The 15,462-nt window shown below is 56.1% G+C and carries 18 protein-coding genes; all 18 read right to left on the bottom strand.

Going from position 1 to position 15,462, the window contains the following annotated elements; translation table 11 throughout:
• Window positions 1-11: 11 nt before the first annotated feature.
• A complete protein-coding gene (locus QMK54_RS09350) occupies window positions 12-449 on the bottom strand; it encodes a hypothetical protein (RefSeq protein ID WP_223588276.1) in 438 nt (145 codons plus the stop codon).
• Window positions 439-1,158, bottom strand: a complete 720-nt coding sequence (locus tag QMK54_RS09345; protein WP_110659775.1) for an oxygen-regulated invasion protein OrgB — start codon at window positions 1,156-1,158, stop codon at window positions 439-441. The genes QMK54_RS09350 and QMK54_RS09345 overlap by 11 nt, the downstream gene beginning before the upstream one ends.
• Window positions 1,130-1,696, bottom strand: a complete 567-nt coding sequence (locus tag QMK54_RS09340; protein ID WP_320402393.1) for a secretion system protein — start codon at window positions 1,694-1,696, stop codon at window positions 1,130-1,132. Before QMK54_RS09340 ends, QMK54_RS09345 begins: the two co-directional genes overlap by 29 nt.
• Window positions 1,683-2,405, bottom strand: a complete 723-nt coding sequence (locus QMK54_RS09335; RefSeq protein WP_110659777.1) for an EscJ/YscJ/HrcJ family type III secretion inner membrane ring protein — start codon at window positions 2,403-2,405, stop codon at window positions 1,683-1,685. Before QMK54_RS09335 ends, QMK54_RS09340 begins: the two co-directional genes overlap by 14 nt.
• Window positions 2,402-2,710, bottom strand: coding sequence for a type III secretion system inner rod subunit SctI (gene sctI, locus QMK54_RS09330; protein WP_320402392.1), 309 nt, complete (start codon window positions 2,708-2,710; stop codon window positions 2,402-2,404). Before sctI ends, QMK54_RS09335 begins: the two co-directional genes overlap by 4 nt.
• A gap of 59 nt (window positions 2,711-2,769) precedes the next feature.
• Window positions 2,770-3,030 carry a type III secretion system needle filament subunit SctF gene (gene sctF / locus QMK54_RS09325; protein ID WP_110659779.1) on the bottom strand — a complete coding sequence of 87 codons (261 nt, stop codon included), beginning with the start codon at window positions 3,028-3,030 and terminating at the stop codon, window positions 2,770-2,772.
• 10 nt (window positions 3,031-3,040) lie between these two features.
• Window positions 3,041-4,213 (bottom strand): PrgH/EprH family type III secretion apparatus protein, encoded by a 1,173-nt coding sequence (locus QMK54_RS09320; RefSeq protein WP_320402391.1) that lies wholly within the window; start codon window positions 4,211-4,213, stop codon window positions 3,041-3,043.
• Between the two features lie 126 nt (window positions 4,214-4,339).
• Window positions 4,340-4,792, bottom strand: a complete 453-nt coding sequence (locus QMK54_RS09315) for a transglycosylase SLT domain-containing protein (RefSeq protein WP_223588270.1) — start codon at window positions 4,790-4,792, stop codon at window positions 4,340-4,342.
• Window positions 4,789-6,450 (bottom strand): winged helix-turn-helix domain-containing protein, encoded by a 1,662-nt coding sequence (locus tag QMK54_RS09310; RefSeq protein ID WP_320402390.1) that lies wholly within the window; start codon window positions 6,448-6,450, stop codon window positions 4,789-4,791. The genes QMK54_RS09315 and QMK54_RS09310 overlap by 4 nt, the downstream gene beginning before the upstream one ends.
• Window positions 6,451-6,609: 159 nt before the next feature.
• Window positions 6,610-6,867, bottom strand: coding sequence for an acyl carrier protein (locus tag QMK54_RS09305; RefSeq protein ID WP_320402389.1), 258 nt, complete (start codon window positions 6,865-6,867; stop codon window positions 6,610-6,612).
• 106 nt (window positions 6,868-6,973) lie between these two features.
• The gene (locus QMK54_RS09300) at window positions 6,974-8,056 is read right to left on the bottom strand and encodes an IpaD/SipD/SspD family type III secretion system needle tip protein (RefSeq protein ID WP_320402388.1); all 1,083 of its coding nucleotides are present in this window, start codon (window positions 8,054-8,056) and stop codon (window positions 6,974-6,976) included.
• A gap of 14 nt (window positions 8,057-8,070) precedes the next feature.
• Entirely contained in the window at window positions 8,071-9,162 is a 1,092-nt protein-coding gene (locus QMK54_RS09295) for a cell invasion protein (protein ID WP_320402387.1), read from the bottom strand.
• 24 nt (window positions 9,163-9,186) lie between these two features.
• Window positions 9,187-10,956 (bottom strand): type III secretion system translocon subunit SctE, encoded by a 1,770-nt coding sequence (sctE, locus tag QMK54_RS09290; RefSeq protein ID WP_320402386.1) that lies wholly within the window; start codon window positions 10,954-10,956, stop codon window positions 9,187-9,189.
• Window positions 10,949-11,440, bottom strand: coding sequence for a type III secretion system translocator chaperone SicA (sicA, locus tag QMK54_RS09285; protein ID WP_110659786.1), 492 nt, complete (start codon window positions 11,438-11,440; stop codon window positions 10,949-10,951). Before sicA (QMK54_RS09285) ends, sctE begins: the two co-directional genes overlap by 8 nt.
• Before the next feature lie 233 nt (window positions 11,441-11,673).
• Window positions 11,674-13,014 (bottom strand): TcdA/TcdB catalytic glycosyltransferase domain-containing protein, encoded by a 1,341-nt coding sequence (locus QMK54_RS09280; protein WP_320402385.1) that lies wholly within the window; start codon window positions 13,012-13,014, stop codon window positions 11,674-11,676.
• Window positions 13,015-13,034: 20 nt separating this feature from the next.
• A complete protein-coding gene (gene sicA, locus QMK54_RS09275; protein WP_223588256.1) occupies window positions 13,035-13,523 on the bottom strand; it encodes a type III secretion system translocator chaperone SicA in 489 nt (162 codons plus the stop codon).
• A 119-nt stretch (window positions 13,524-13,642) separates the two neighbouring features.
• Complete coding sequence (locus tag QMK54_RS09270) at window positions 13,643-14,677, bottom strand: EscU/YscU/HrcU family type III secretion system export apparatus switch protein (protein ID WP_110659787.1); 1,035 nt, start codon at window positions 14,675-14,677, stop codon at window positions 13,643-13,645.
• Window positions 14,652-15,458: a type III secretion system export apparatus subunit SctT gene (gene sctT / locus QMK54_RS09265; RefSeq protein WP_223588254.1), complete on the bottom strand. Its 807-nt coding sequence runs from the start codon at window positions 15,456-15,458 to the stop codon at window positions 14,652-14,654. Before sctT ends, QMK54_RS09270 begins: the two co-directional genes overlap by 26 nt.
• Between the last annotated feature and the right edge of the window lie 4 nt (window positions 15,459-15,462).

The following is a 15,462-nucleotide window of genomic DNA, read 5'->3' as shown; positions in this document are numbered from 1 at the left end:
GCACCCTGACCTCACCACTCACTCTTCTCCCAAGCCTCATCCCCCATCGGTTGAAACACATCACGCAGCACGCCCTTGACGAAGACGTCCATGCTGAACGCGAGGCCATTGGCACCTGTGATTTCCTTATAAAGCTGCGACTTTTCCAGCCCGTCGTCCTTCAATCGGAACAGCACCTGCAGCGTGATCGCCATCAACGCCTTCGCAGAGGGGTACGCGGGGGATTCGCCATCTGCACTTCGAAGCGAACGGAGAAACCCATGGATGGCCTTTTCTCCCTGCCCCTCCATGGCTGACAGCAACTCATACAAACGCTCGAATTCGGGGTCCGGGCGCTGGTTGTCAGGCACCTGCTGGCTGGCCGCAAGCACGCGTGACTCAAGCGACTCGACCGTTGCGTGCGCCCCGCTCTCAACCGTGTGCAGGCTCGAACCGCTTTCAATCTTCAAGGCGAACCTCGGTCGGGGCAGTTTCAGTGCAACCGGCCGAGCGTTCGGCAAAGGTTGAATACAGATCCGTGAGCGCCTGCATGGCAGCCCGGTCCAGAGCGCGAACCGACTCCGGCAGATTCGCGACACACGCCAGCAAGCGCGGTTCCAGTCGTTGCCGCGTCGTTTCCAGATCGAATTCCAGCAGTTGATCCGCAAGCCGCGCCACGTAGCGCTCTTGCGGGTGATAGTCGAGGACCAGTTCGCCGGACCAGAGCCTGCTCAAGCGCTCGCGCAGTTCATTGCCCTGCGCCCGGCAATGCATCGGCAGCAGCACTTGCAACACCGCGCCCGAGCCGGTCGGTTGTGCCGTCAGCCAACGCTCGAACATTTCGTCCAGCCATTCGGGACGCTGCAACGCGTCCGCGAGCAAGTCGCGAGCGGCCTGAGCAAGGTCGCTGCGCAATTGCTGCCCCAACGCCTGGGATTCAAGCAAGCCCTTGGCCAGATGCTCGGTCGCAAGCAAGATGCCCGCGGCATAGCCTTCCTGAAAGGCATGGGCATGCACCGCTTCGGCGTCACGCCGAGCCTGCTCTACACAATCACGGGCCCAGCGCTGAGCCTGTTGCTGCAAAGCTCGACGCCGACGCGCGGCGGCGATGTCTTCGCGAGACACAAGTGCATCGCTCGCCTCGGGAAGGTCAGTCAGGGTTCGGATAGAGTCGAGCATGTTGCACCGCCAAAAAGAAAAGAGCTGTATCGGGTTGCGTGACCGGCCATTGCCGGTGCAGGCGAACAACCGGTTCGGAAAATTGCAGGGTCAGGCGTTCGAGCAAGACTGGCGGCACCTGCTCGTACCAACTCCATAACGCGTTGAGGCCGGCGGCTTCGACCTGTTCTATCGAAACAGGCGAGCGCCCGACCGGCAGGGCGCATCGAACACCCAGGCTGTAACCGGCGAACCGACGCAGAGGCAATGGCAGGCAAAGCAACGTCGCGCCTCGCGCCAGATCGGGCATCAAGCGATAAGCGCCCATCAGCCTGGCGATGTAGGGCAACTGGCGCCAATGGCGAACCCATTGCTGCGCCACGGCCGTCAACGGCGTCGCAGGCGATGCCCGGCGTTTTTCCAGACCTTCGAGCAGTATTCGGTTGAGCAGACCTCGTGCCTCAGGCCCGGCAAATTCCTCCGGCAAAGGCAGGCGCTGCGGATGCAGATAACTCAGGGGCTCGGCGAGAATCTCCGATAAACCTTCAGCGCGCGACATTACGCTGCCCTGCGCTTGATTGGCGGTAGGCCCAGGCTGCGCCACCGGCCAATAGCAATCCGGTCACCGCGGACAACCACCAGATCCAGGGCGAAGGCCCTTGCGTGGCGGCCACGGACGGCGCGATATGCTGGGTCGGCGAGCGCCTGGACAGTACCACCGAGATGTTCTCGTACTCGACCGCCGCAAAACTGTTCTTGAGAAAACGCTTGATATCGGTGATCAGCAATTGCGGGTCGACGTCGAGCTCATGGATCGCCACTGCCGAGAGGTGGACAGGTGGCGTCTTGCGCCCGCCTTCGCCGGCCTCCAGGTCGTAACTGACATGCACTCGCGCCGACACCACGCCTTCGAGCACACCCAGCGACTGTTCGATTCGCTGCTCCAGCGCCGAATAAAGCCGGGCTTTTTCAGCGCGGGGCGAGGCCACCAGCGAGTCGGCGGGAAACATCTCCGCCACTTGCAGGCGCGGCCGCGAAGGCAGGGAATAGAGGTTGAGCAAATCGACCGCCGCGGAAAAATCGACCTGATTGATTTTCACCGCATAGCCGGTTTTGCCAGCATCGACTTTCACCGCCGCAATGTTGTTGCGCTGCAGCACCGAAAGCACTTCATTGGCCTGCTGCTGATCCAGCCCTTCGAGCAGATTGGGTTGGCGACACCCCGCTAGTACCAGGCACAACAGCATCAGCAAAACGCCTGGCTTCATGAGGCACGCAGCAGGGTTTCGGCAGTGCCTACCGCTTTGCGGACCAATACGTTAAGCAAGTTGATATCCACGTTGTATTGCCCGGTCAGCTCCTGCAAATGGGTCAGTACCTCGGGATTGGTGATATCCGGGCGCTGCAGCATCTGATTGATCGCTGAAACGTCCTGCTCGCTATTGACCGCGGAGCCGGCAAACGCTTCGATCAATCGGGACTCAAGGGATACGACCGGGCCTTCGTGGGGGCCGCGCAATTCCGTAAAGACTGTCCGATCGATGTCAGACAGAGAAATGTTTTGAATAGCCATGCCATGCACTCGTGAAAATGGCCATTGGCACGTACCAATGGCCGGTCAAAAAGGAAGAGTCAGCGAGCTGCCTGGATGATCGCCATGTCGATATCCTTGAAGCCCTTGATCGTGTTGGTCTGAGCGTTTCGAAATACCGTGTAGGACGAAAACGCGGCCTGATAAGCCGCCAGCAGACCAGGGTCCGATGCATCCAGCTTCAAGTCATCCAGCGCTTTGTCGAGCGCGGTCTTGAGGGAGGCGGCACCGTTTTCAAACGCTTCGGCCTGACGCCCGAGAAAGTCATCGGCAAAGTCGATGGGGATAGCAATGTCGGCCATGAGTCACCTTTTAGTGTTGTGTAGGAAAATGCCAGGATGACGAGGTCATCTTGATGTAGCCCTGCGGGCCGGTCTGGAACGACTTGTCCTTGAACAAGTCGTCCTTGAGCTCGACGGTGAAGTGCACGTAGCGATCACCCCACTGCCGGTAAAAGCTGTCGATGTAGCGGCGGGCGTTCGCCAGTTCGGAGTCCTGCAAATTGCCTGCAACGGCAAAGGTGACACTGTCCTCGTGCTCAATGCGGCTGAAGGCCAGTGACAGGCGCTGCAAACCTTCTTGCGCCAGATCGACGAGCAGGTTGTCATCCTGCGTTTGCACCGTTATGTCCCGGGCATAAGGCGCGGCCGAGAGCAGTGCATCGAGCAGTTCTGCCTGTTTTTGAGGGGTGAGCAGATTGCGTTGTGTGCTCAGCAACAGTCGCGGTACCGATGGATCCTTCAGATCAATGGAGTGCCAGGCCAGTTGTGGATCATGGTCAACCAGCAAATGCTCCAACCGACGACGCTCCTGGTCCATCACCAGCACTTTGCCGCTCAGCGTGTTGTGGCGCACCAGCACTTGCCGACTCCAGCCCGCATCGCGTTCGGAAGCCACGAACACATAGATCGCATTGTCACGACCGCTCAACACCTTGGCTTCGTGACTGGCTCCGCTGATCAACGCGCGAACATCGGTTTCAGGTGTGGGTCCAGGCACCGACCAGATGCCGACCGCGGTGACCAGGGCAGCCAGCGCCAGACCGCTGGCGCCCCATGCAGACCAAGGGGCGCGCCACCACACGACAGCGGCGGCGTCAGCGGTAGTGTCAGGTTGCAGCCCGAGAAGTTCAGGTGCCCAGGATTGGTCTCCAGGCCGCAAGGCGATTTGCAGGGCGCCGATCTGCACCCGGGTGTGGAAAGCACAGTGGCGTACTTCCGTGGACTCATCGAGCACCCGCAGCGGCAGGCCTTGCGGCGTGACTTGATCGGCCAACACCTCAAAATTACATCCCCCCGATTCCAGGGGAACGAAGATGGCATCGGCCGGGACGCTGGCAGTCAGTCCCCCCTCTCCCAGCAGATCCACTGTCCCTACCACGAACAGGGTTGTGCTTTCGCCGAGGGGGAATTCGCAACCTTGCAGCGCGCCATTGAGTATCCGTAGAACGCAAGGTTGTGGGTCGGGGGCTGACAGAACTGTCACCGTTCAAGCTCCAGGGCTATGAAATGAACGGGCATGGTAGAAAGGCTGGCTGCAGGCTTCATGATCGAATTCTGCCGATCACGCCCTGCGCAGGATCAGAATCTTGCGCCAACGCTCATCGCACCCTCATTGTCGAGCCTGGGAAAACTCCTGATAACGCTGCCAGACCTTGCGCGCATAGCGCAGGCGCGCGGCTTGCCGTTGAGGAGAATTGCCGGCGTTATAGGCACCCACTGCCGTCCAGTTGTAGCCGTAACGCGAGATAAATTCGGCAAGCACCGACGCACCGACTTCAACTGACAGACAAGGATCATCCAGCAGGCGCTGCTCAGTGATGCCCTGAGCGCTCAAACGGGGCAGATGATAGCTATTGATCTGCATTAACCCGATATCTCGCGAACCGTCCTTGTTGTAGTTAATCGCGTTCGGATTCTGTCCTGATTCGACATCGGCAATCGCTCGAAGCAGTTCGGCTTCGATCGCATGTCGGGTCCCCGCCTGGCTCCAGCACCAGGCTTGCGCCTGGCTCGCGCCAAGGCACACCAGCACCGTTAGCCACTTGATTCTGCGCGGCGTCATGCCAGATGCCGCTCGCTGACCAGCGTCGGTTGCTCGTGGTCAGGATGATCCTGCGACGATGCCTGGTAGCCCACATCAGGTTCTCGTTGCAAAGAACTCCAGAGCGGCGCGACCACTGGACTACTTGTCAAACCGGACCAACGGGTTGGCGACATGTCATCAACGGATCGCAGCCTGGCCAGAGCCAACCAGTTCGCATACAGGTCGCGGGCATTGAATGGATTGACGCCGAACAGCACATTCCAGGCAGCCAGGCCCTGTTCACCGATTGCGCTTTCGCAGAGCCCGGCCTGTTCGAGCTCACCCCAGGCTGCCGCGTGCTGGTCAAAATAAGCCAATACCACGGCATACAGAATCACCAGCAACGAATTGCCCGAGGCGCCTTGTTGCAGGGCTCGACGAGCCATCTGCAAGGCCGACTCGGGACTTGCGGCAAGCGCAATGCGCATACGCAAGACCTGCGCCCTTACGCAATCAGGATCATGGCGCAGAGCATTGTCGATGTTTTGCGCAGCCTGCTCGTTGCGCCGCCAGAACCAGTGATGCCAGGCATGCAAGTAATGAACGTCAGCCTGATCGGCATTCAGCAGACAGCGTCGGAAAAGCACCTGGGCTGCCTGTTCGCTGCCGCGCAGACTGGTGAGCAAAGCCAGGCGAGCCAATGCAGGGATGTTGCCAGGGTCCAATGCCAGGGCATTGGAAATCGCCGATTGTGCCTCATCGATTGCCCGGCCCTGATCACAGGATCCGATCATTGCCTGCCCCAGCCACGCATCCGCCAGGCCATACCAGGACAGCGTGTGCCCGGTATCGAGTTTCAGGCACTGGCGAAACTGTACCAGCGCATCGCGCAGACTCTGCGGGGTGTGCTGCTGCACGCTGCACAAACCACGTAGGTACGCCACCGCGGCCGGGTATGACGCGCAGGCATCACCGACCAGGCTCAAACCTGGAATGCGCTGCGCAACCAGGCACGTCAATGCCCCAAGCGATGCTCCGGGATCACGGGCATCCAGTGTCTGCCCATGCAGCAGAACGTGATCGCGGCCACGGATCAACTCGACCGACCATTGCTGCTGATCGCTCGGGCCGCTGCAGCGCCCGCTCAAGCAGTAGTCCGCAGACAACTGCCCGATCAGCGACCGCATATCGACCGGTTGTGCATAGGTCGCCATCAATCCCGAGGGGATGACGTGCAACACCTCGCCGAACGCCAACGTCAACTGACGGATCATCACATCCTGCAAATCCAGCGCTGCCGTCTCCTCCAGATTGCGAAACGGCAGGACAGCCAGCGAAGGCGCCACGGCCCTCGCCTGACCCGGGGTGTCGAGTTCGACAACCGCACAGGTAAATCGATAACCCTGGCCGTACACGGTCGCAATGAAATCCTTGTTTTCCCTGAGCAGCTTGCGCAATGCATAAATGCAGCGGGTCAACGATTCTTCGGCTGCATCCATCTCGGGCCATACCTGGTCCAGCAAATAATCCTTGCTGACGACCGCCCCCGCCGACTTCAGCAGCAGGCGCAGTACGTTCAACTCTTTGGGCGGGACGTGAACCCCCTCTCCATCCCGCATCAGCGTTCCATCGCCTTGCAATAACCAGTGGTCAAAAACGAATGACTTGACCGGCGATTGATCAGTTGCACTGTCCATATTCTGAAATTTCTCTATAGAAAGTTACTCAAGCGCAATCAAGCCTGTGGGTAATCAGGCTCGAGATGACAAGCCGCGTGACTATAGGAAGTTGAGAAGGAGGATTCCGTAGGACTAGTAATTCTATGACGTAGGAAAACACGACATAAGCAGTAGGCTTTATTTAAAAATTATGCATTTTCTTACCAAACAACAAATGTCACCGACCGTTCGCCACTCCGCCACATCAGCATCTGGCAGATCGATACCAAACTCGTCATTGATGGACATGACAATCTCTACAACACCCACGGAATCAACACACAAATCTTCCACCAGTCGTGAATCCGGGTTGATCGTCCGTCGATCAACCCGCAAATAGCCTGACAGCAACTTTATAATCTGATGTTCAAGATCATCACTCATGGAACCCGACATTGCTCCCTCCAACAAAAAATCGGGCACAACGCCAGGCTGAACAAGCCCGGCGCATGCCCGCATCAAGAACATTTTTTTACTTTTACTGATAAGCGGCAGCTTCGCTTCAAAAATTCAACATGGCCTTCAACATATCTGCGTACTGATTCAGATGTGAAGACAAGGTTTTATTGAAGTTATCATGATAAGAGTTGGCGTTTGAATACTTCTGGGTAAAGGACTGCAACGTGTTTTTCATGCGCTCTTCCTGGGCATTGAAGCCGGTTTGCCAGGCCTGGAATTTTGCGGTGTCCCACATAACCACTCCATTTGGCAGTTCTTTTTTCATCGACGCCAGCGGCCCGGTATCGATGATTACACAATAAGTGCCATCGGCATTTTGATGGAGACAACTTTCGGGCAGGCCCAATGCTTTGCGCCAACTCTCGGCCTCTTCCCTGCTGGCGCCACCCTTGCCGGGTTCTGGAAACAGTACGGCGGCAGGGTTGGGTGGCGAGTACTTCGCGAGCAGGGAATCCAACAGAACTCTCAATCCTATTGCATCCAGTCTGACCTCTTTACCGTCGTTCGCGCCGTTGATGTACTCGCCCATTCTCGCGAGAATTTCGGTATTGAAGTCGGAAAAGAAGTTCGAATAGGCCGCGATGATGTGTTCATAACCGGCCAGGTAACCGTTCTTGATCAGGTCAATCAGCTCGAGCAGCTTGTCAAAAAACTCATTTGAAGAATTAATTCTCAGATCGAACTCGTCAGCGATCTCATCCGGCACCGACATTTGTCTCAGCTCATCGTGAATACGATCTTTCTCATCGTAGAGTTGCTGACGCTGTTCCATTGGCAGCGTTTCGAGGCAATGATTGAACACCGTTCCACTCTGCCGCATCTGGTGTGTCCACATCAGCGATCGAATACGTTTGGCGTGGACTTGCTCGGCAAACTCAGCAGACGAGAAATATTGCGCCAAGATCTCGGCAGGCGACCCTTGAAGCTCCCTTGGAACTCCCGCCGGGCACTTGAGCATGTTTTCCAGGTTACGATTCAGCGCCTTTACCGAAACTTCGAGCAACTGTGTAAGGGAAAATCCGGCATGGACCTCGACAGGCATTTCGGCAGGTAGCGGCGCATCAACGATGGCATTGGAGTCAGCGGGCAAACTGTTTCCTGGATGTGAGGACTCTGCAATTCTCATATTGTTTTCCTCACTTAGGCCATTTTCATAACATCAGCACGCGATTGGAAAAGCTGCATCACGATGTCCATGATTTTTTGCAGGAGTGCAGCATCAGCCGAGTCTTTCTGGCCGACTTCGTCACTCAAACTCTTCTGGGTATTTTGTGCACTTTGCTGCAGGACTTCTTTCTCCCGCGCTGTGTGTTCGGCCATACGAACCAGGTTGGACACGACCTGACTCAGGTTCATCGACATGGCGCTGAGCGAGCGGCCGATTTCCAGTTTTTTCTCAATGCCCTTGCTGCCCATCTGGCTCAGCCAGTCGGAGGTTTGCCCAACCTTCTGCGCCTTGAGGATTTCCCCGTCAAACCACGCCTGCTCCTGAGGCGACAGTGTGGAACCCTTGGGTTTGATATCGACTGAAGTCGTGCGGCCGAAGTCATCGAAGGTTTTTATCTTGTAGTTGGTTTGCGGGTCCCATTCATTACGGGAACGATGCTGCTCGAGGTCGCTCTTGATATTGCTGGCATCCAGGGCGTTGCGTTTATGCAGATTGATATCCGTATGTTTAAGCCCCAGCCCCTGGAACGCCTTGAACATGGCGAAACCGGCGATTGCTCCGGACACTACGGCAGCAGTAACGGCACTGTAGAAGGCCGCATTGCCGGACTCCACAATGGCTGCGCCCTGGGACTTCGCCGCCTCCGCCGCCATGACGCCAAAATGCCCGCGCAATTGTGCGTTGACGACCCTGGCGACGTTCAGCGCAATAATCGCAGCGATCAATACGTTGGCATGTTTTTCCCAAGCGCCTGGATCGAACATCAGATCCTCGCGTACTTCATCGGGGAGCATCATCAACGCCGAGGTGAAATCCTGCCAGTCCGCTTCACTGGGCTGGTAGGCGTCGATTGCACTTTCGAGTTGCGCAGCCGCAGGGGCTGGGGAGTTTTTGCTCTGGAGTACTTGCTTTGCGGCGAGCAGATCGATTGCCGATCCAGAAAGACGCTTGCCTTTAAGATCCTTGGAAAATTGATCCTGAGCGATCAACTCGCTCAGCCCTGCATCGTTGAGCGGGTTCAACAGCGTAGGTATGGTTCTGGTCGTGGGATAAATCGTGGTCACGGCATATTCCTTTTATCAATGGGCTCAAACGTGCCGGGACATTTGCAGGCTGACGGAATGACTGCGTTGCATGTCGGCAAACACCTGTTCGATTTGTCGGGTACGGACCTGCATCGCCTGGCCGTAGTCTTCCACCAGGCGGGTGAGGTAGGCGGTGATCTCTTCGCTGATTGCCATACGTACCCGCACGTCAGCCAGGTGCACGGCGGCCTGGGCCTGGTGATCGCCGCTGGCGATCTGCAAACCGCCCTGCACGGCCACATTGCCGAACTCAGTGACGGCCTGCGCAATCTGCAGATTGGCTCCGTAACGAGCCAGGGACACGGCATCGGCGCCATTGGTGATGAAGCCGCGCAACTGGGTCAGCATCTGGGTCAGTGAGTTACCAGCCGATGAGGCCGCCTGCTTGAACACCTGCATCGCGGCAGGCGCGACACCACTGATTGCCGAGGCCAGTTTCGACGCGATGGCGCCGATCATGGGCCCGATCACCTGTGCCCCGACCACGGCCACCAACGCAACGGCAGCCAGCGTTGCCGCGATCCCCTGGATCATGCCGACGATTTGCGCGATGTCTTTGGCGGTCTCAGGGTCGACACCAAATGCCACCAGCAATTTTGTATAGAGCTCGGTGAACAGCTTGATCGCTTCCTGCATCACAGTGGTCAGTGGCTTCATGGCTTCGGCCATGAACGACATACCGGTCGCCGCCTCAACCGCGGCGTCGGAAATCATGATCGCCGCACCAATCACACCCACCGCGATCAGCACCGGGTTGGCGGTCAACACGCCGGCGACGATGGTCGCGACGGTCAAGATCGCACCGACGATTTTGCCAATGCAACCCATGGTTTTCTGCAACGCCTCGGCCTTGCGGACTTCTTCCAGATACTTTTCCGACTCGAGCTTCATGTGCTCCTGAAGCTTGGCTTGCAGCTCCAGGAACAGCTCTTGATTGATCTCTTCCTTGTTCTGCGCGGCATCACCCAGCAATTCAATGATCTTCAAGCGGTTCAGCAATGCCAGTGCGCTGCTGCTCAGCGCCTTTTCGTTGGACTCCTTCACCGAGGGTCCACCGAGCCCGGCTTCCTGTACTTTCACGGCCACCGCGGCCAGCGTTTTGGCGCAGGCGTTGGCGAGCTCGATCAGTTTCAGGTGGGCGTCGGTCGCCTTTTGCAGTGTCTGGGTATGGCCCGCCAGCTCACCTTTGAGTTTGTCGCGTAGCGCCAGCTCACTCGCATACTCTGGTGACTCCGGATCCAGCCCCGCCAGCCGTGCTTCACTCTCATCCAGCAATCCCTGGACATGCCGAACCCGTTCCTGCAACTGATCGAGGTGCTCCTGGCTGCTCCCGATCTCGCCCTCGGCAACCTCCAGCGCCTCGACGGCTGCGGCGTAATCAGCCGCCAGTTTTTCATGCCCCTGCTGCCTGGCACCGGCCATGCTTTGCAGCATCGCCAGGCGATTTTTCAGTTTGTTGACGTCGACCTCGCCGAGCATCTCGCTGATCATCGCCATCAACAGGGTGAACAGGTCACCATTGGTTTCCTGTTTGTTGCCGTCCGCGCGCGGTGGTGGCGCATGCAGCACGGGCCTGCCAGCACTGGCGACGGATGGGCCGGATTGACTTTCGTAGCTCACCGACGTCAGGCGCGCCAATGCCTCTTGGCCGGCCTTTTGAAAGTCAGCCGTCCTGGCGGCCTGGCTGGCCGCCTTGCCATATTTCTCAAAGGCCTCGTCTCGACCTGTCGAGCCCGAAAATATCGGGTTGAAGGTGCTTCTGATTTCACTCATGTTCTGTCTCCGAACAATCCTTTTCAATGTGACTCAAGGTGTCGAGATACACCTGAGCCTGCTTGTGCAGATCGTCTTCCGTGGCTTGTTCAAGCACATATTCGAAACACAACCTGGCCTTGCCGATTTTGCCCAGCGCCAGGTGGCACTGGCCGGTGTACAACATGGGCCGGTAATCGTTCTTGCCTTGGGCGAAGGCGATCGCATACAGGTCGATCGCTTTCTGGTGGTTCTGCTTGAGTTGGTGTACGGCGGCCAACCCCATCCAGTAATGGCTGTTGTTCAAGTCGTAGATGCACAGGAAGTGGAAGAACTTTTCGGCATCGTCCAGCCGCCCCTGCTCGTAAAACTGGAACGCGAAGGCATAGAGACTGCCCATGTGCTCGTCACTGATGCCTTGTACGTCTTTCAACGCCACGCCACCGAGCACTGCATCCACGACTTCGAGGGCCAGTTGTTCATCTTGTTGTTTGTCGCGACTCATCAGCCACACTCCTGAATAACGTCAGCGCTGCTGACGACTGCATTGAGCCAAAGCGCTGGTGAGCACGCTGCCAAATTGCGCTCATGCCAGCGCTCGACGCCCAGCACAGATCTCAGGTCTTGGTCTTAACTGGAAAGATAATTCCTTTCACCTTAAACCCAAATCGCACTTAACAACTCAATTCAGAATATAAAAATCTGACTAACATATTTATAGCGCAAAGGCATTACCTTCTATCCATTGGAGTTTGCCATGGCATAAGTTGCACTAAATTGTTGCTCTTCCGTCTCGAAATTCACATAACCCTCAGGCAACGTCATATGCGACTCCACCGCCTCCCAAAATACTTTATTTTCGGGATCTGCTTTTCCCCAAATAGCTTCCGCCAATGAAAAAGCATCATTACGCACCAAGTCCGCCTGTTCTTGCGCCTGATGCACAAAAGTATCGACATGATGACGTAATGCATTCGGGCCGGTCAGATCAATAGTGCTTCTGTTAGGTCGGCTAAAGTAACGGCCACCATCAAATTCGTTACCCTTTAGGCATTGATATTTTTCACCAATTTTTTGAATAAATTCCGCCAGCATTTCACTTTTAGCATGACTAGCCAGTAATGCATTGGAAAAATAAGGCATGACATTACCATCTGCATCTTTCTTATTTACCCTTAATCCAACCAACATGAGGCCGGGATGAGATTCCAAAGAGCCGGCAAGTGATTGCAAACACTCTAGATCGATATCAACATAAACCCCACCATAGTTGTACAAAATTTCATAGCGTGCGATATCTGAAGCGGCTGGGTAAGCACCATTACGACCAACAACCTCATGATTGTAGGCACTTCTGTTCTGTAACTGAATATCACTGGGATTGCTCAAATCACGAATACGAATATTTTTAGCGTCAGAAAACAAATCTTGTAATTTATTTAGCGAAGAAATGTCACGCGACTTAGTTCCAGCCAAGCAGTCCCAAGACCTTATTGTTTGATCAAGAACCAGGCGATCTGCAAGCAGAAACTTTTCATCATTATCTTGTGTAAGTCTGCGAAACGACTCCAACACCTCACTTGCATTGATAGCGGTGACTTCATTTTTATTTGACAGTAGCTTCTGCCTGAACGGCTCATTGCACTTGGCAGACAGTTCAATATTTATATCTTTAAGCGCTTGTCTTTTCGCCGATTCATTTTGAAATGTCACCGGCTTACCCAATGTGCTATTGAGTTGACTGAACAGTCCACGAAACAGCTTTTCTGCCTGATACTGCCGGGGATCAGAAAACAACCCCCCGATTTTTCCCCTTATAGCCTTGTGAGTCGAAAAAGCATCAAACTGCAAAGAGTCGACCCATAGGTTAACAGTACTCCCAGGATTTTTTTCCGCCCACTGCCGTAGATACTCCTGTTGCTGTCTGCCAGGTTGAGAACCTACCCAAACCATATGAATTTCAGAGGGGATATTTTTAAAATCACTCTTTAAATAAAGCTCTGAAAACGCTTTAGCATTACCGACTATATCAGTACAAGGCACAAATTGTTGAGAAGTCAAAGAATAGTCTACATTCACATTCATCTCTCCACACCAGATTAAAAAACACTTTTCTCGCAGTGCTGCTCAATGTGACTCAAGGTGTCGAGATACACCTGAGCCTGCTTGTGCAGATCGTCTTCCGTGGCTTGTTCAAGCACATATTCGAAACACAACCTGGCCTTGCCGATCTTGCCCAGCGCCAGGTGGCACTGGCCGGTGTACAACATGGGCCGGTAATCGTTCTTGCCTTGGGCGAAGGCGATCGCATACAGGTCGATCGCTTTCTGGTGGTTCTGCTTGAGTTGGTGTACGGCGGCCAACCCCATCCAGTAATGGCTGTTGTTCAAGTCGTAGATGCACAGGAAGTGGAAGAACTTTTCGGCATCGTCCAGCCGCCCCTGCTCGTAAAACTGGAACGCGAAGGCATAGAGACTGCCCATGTGCTCGTCACTGATGCCTTGTACGTCTTTCAACGCCACGCCACCGAGCACTGCATCCACGACTTCGAGGGCCAGTTGTTCATCTTGTTGTTTGTCGCGACTCATCAGCCACACTCCTGAATAACGTCAGCGCTGCTGACGACTGCATTGAGCCAAAGCACTGGTGAACACGCTGCCAAATTGCGCTCATGCCAACGTTTGGAGGAAAAAGAAAAAAGGGGAAATCAGGCCTGCTCGACCTGTTCGAGCCAGATCAACAGACGCAGGACTTCCTCAATTTCCTGTACTTGAAGGAAGCTGTAGCGCTGGTGGGTTTTGAATATCCGCCGGGCCAATGCGATGTCATTGATCACCGGCACCCCGACTTCCCTGGCATAGGCGCGAACGGCCAGGGCGCGTTGGTTGGTTTCCATCAGGGAGATGAACGGCAGCACAGTAATTTCCGGGCGGAAGTACACACCGATGGCAATGTGCGTCGGGTTGGCGATGATCATCCGCGAGCTGCGCACATCGGATTTGACCTGCTCGGACAGGAGTTCCCTGTGCAGGTCGCGACGACGGCCCTTGATTTCCGGATTGCCATCCTGCTCCTTGTGTTCGCGCTTGACTGCGTCCTTGTCCATCATTTGATCTTTCATGAACAAAAAGTACTCACTCAACGCATCCAGCACGACGATCAGCAGCACGCATCCCAGGAACGCCAACACCAGCACCAGCAACAAATGCCCCCAGATCGCGAACAGCTCCGGTGCCTGGGTGAACAGTTGGGCAAACAACAGTTGCCGCTGCGTGACCCAGACGATCCATAGCGCCATGGCAAAGCTGCCCAGGTACAGCAACGCCTTGACCGTGTCCTTGACGGTGCGCAGGCTGAACAGTTTTTTGAAGCCATTGATCGGGTTCAGCGCACCGAGATTGAGCTTCAAGGCCTCGCTGGCCAGCGCAAAGCCGCTTTGCAACAGCGCAGGCAATGCGCTGCTCAACACGCACACCAGCAGCAAAGGCAGCAACGCCTTGAGCCCGACCAGCACCAGCATCGCCGAGTACGCTTGCATGTCCATGTCAAAGTCACTGGCAATGATGCGTCGATAGACCTCCATGACCTCGAACAATGAGCTGTTGAACACCATGTAAGTGATGCCGCAGAGGGTCAGGCAGGTGACCACCAGATCCTTGGCCTTGAACGTCTGCCCTTTGCGTGACGCATCGCGCAGTCGCTTGGCGGTGGGTTTCTCAGTTTTCGAGGCGCTGGACGACATCGGCGGCCTCCCCGTCGTTGCCCAGATAGCGCTCCAGCCCATGGGATTTCATGCCCATGCGCAGCACTTCATCCGGCAGGTGCACGCCGAAATACAGCATCAGTACCACCAACGCCACCAGGCTCTTGACCGTCAGCGACACCGAGAATGCATTCATTTGCGGCGCGTACCGCGAGAGCAGGCCAAGCAGCGCTTCGCTGATCAACAGCGTGGCCACCACCGGCGCGCTGATCACCAGTGTCTTGCTCACTAGAGCATCGAGCAGGCTCAGGACTGATGGCAGGTACATTTCGCAACCACTGGCCGGCGCGCAAATACGGTAGCTGTGGCCAACGGTTTCGAGCATCAGCAACATGCCGCCGCCTTCGAGATAAACCACCGCGGCGAACAACTGGAGGAAATTCGCCAGCTCCGACGTATCGACGCCGTTCGCCGGGTCCACGGTGCTGCTGAGCATTGCCCCGCGCTGGTTGTCGATCAGGTTACCCATGGCGTGCAATACCCAGAACGGCCAGCACAGCAGGCATCCCAGCAGCACGCCAATACCGGCTTCACGCAACACCAGTCCAAAGAACGCCAACCCGTCGAGGTCAGGCAGCGGCACGCCGACATAAGTCCAGAAACCCAACGCCACCAACACAATGACAGTCTGGCGTGGCACGCCCGTGAGCACGCCACTGTTGAGAAACGGCATCATGAAAAAAATCGGCGCGAGGCGTGCAAACCCCAGGATGGCGGCGGCGAACCCAGTGTAAAGGTCGAAAAACAGCATCACCGACATCGCG

Origin of the sequence: Pseudomonas sp. P5_109 (assembly GCF_034009455.1) — a bacterium.
Taxonomy (GTDB): domain Bacteria; phylum Pseudomonadota; class Gammaproteobacteria; order Pseudomonadales; family Pseudomonadaceae; genus Aquipseudomonas.
The sequence above is the reverse complement of the archived record's forward strand: the minus strand, read 5'-3'. Positions and strand labels throughout refer to the sequence as shown.

Coding starts and splice junctions, on each gene's coding strand:
- QMK54_RS09345 (WP_110659775.1), bottom strand. CDS start 1,158: ATGCTCGACTCTATCCGAACCCTGACTGACCTTCCCGAGGCGAGCGAT.
- QMK54_RS09340 (WP_320402393.1), bottom strand. CDS start 1,696: ATGTCGCGCGCTGAAGGTTTATCGGAGATTCTCGCCGAGCCCCTGAGT.
- QMK54_RS09335 (WP_110659777.1), bottom strand. CDS start 2,405: ATGAAGCCAGGCGTTTTGCTGATGCTGTTGTGCCTGGTACTAGCGGGG.
- sctI (WP_320402392.1), bottom strand. CDS start 2,710: ATGGCTATTCAAAACATTTCTCTGTCTGACATCGATCGGACAGTCTTT.
- sctF (WP_110659779.1), bottom strand. CDS start 3,030: ATGGCCGACATTGCTATCCCCATCGACTTTGCCGATGACTTTCTCGGG.
- QMK54_RS09315 (WP_223588270.1), bottom strand. CDS start 4,792: ATGACGCCGCGCAGAATCAAGTGGCTAACGGTGCTGGTGTGCCTTGGC.
- QMK54_RS09310 (WP_320402390.1), bottom strand. CDS start 6,450: ATGGACAGTGCAACTGATCAATCGCCGGTCAAGTCATTCGTTTTTGAC.
- QMK54_RS09305 (WP_320402389.1), bottom strand. CDS start 6,867: ATGTCGGGTTCCATGAGTGATGATCTTGAACATCAGATTATAAAGTTG.
- QMK54_RS09300 (WP_320402388.1), bottom strand. CDS start 8,056: ATGAGAATTGCAGAGTCCTCACATCCAGGAAACAGTTTGCCCGCTGAC.
- sctE (WP_320402386.1), bottom strand. CDS start 10,956: ATGAGTGAAATCAGAAGCACCTTCAACCCGATATTTTCGGGCTCGACA.
- sicA (WP_110659786.1), bottom strand. CDS start 11,440: ATGAGTCGCGACAAACAACAAGATGAACAACTGGCCCTCGAAGTCGTG.
- sicA (WP_223588256.1), bottom strand. CDS start 13,523: ATGAGTCGCGACAAACAACAAGATGAACAACTGGCCCTCGAAGTCGTG.
- QMK54_RS09270 (WP_110659787.1), bottom strand. CDS start 14,677: ATGTCGTCCAGCGCCTCGAAAACTGAGAAACCCACCGCCAAGCGACTG.
- sctT (WP_223588254.1), bottom strand. CDS start 15,458: ATGTCGGTGATGCTGTTTTTCGACCTTTACACTGGGTTCGCCGCCGCC.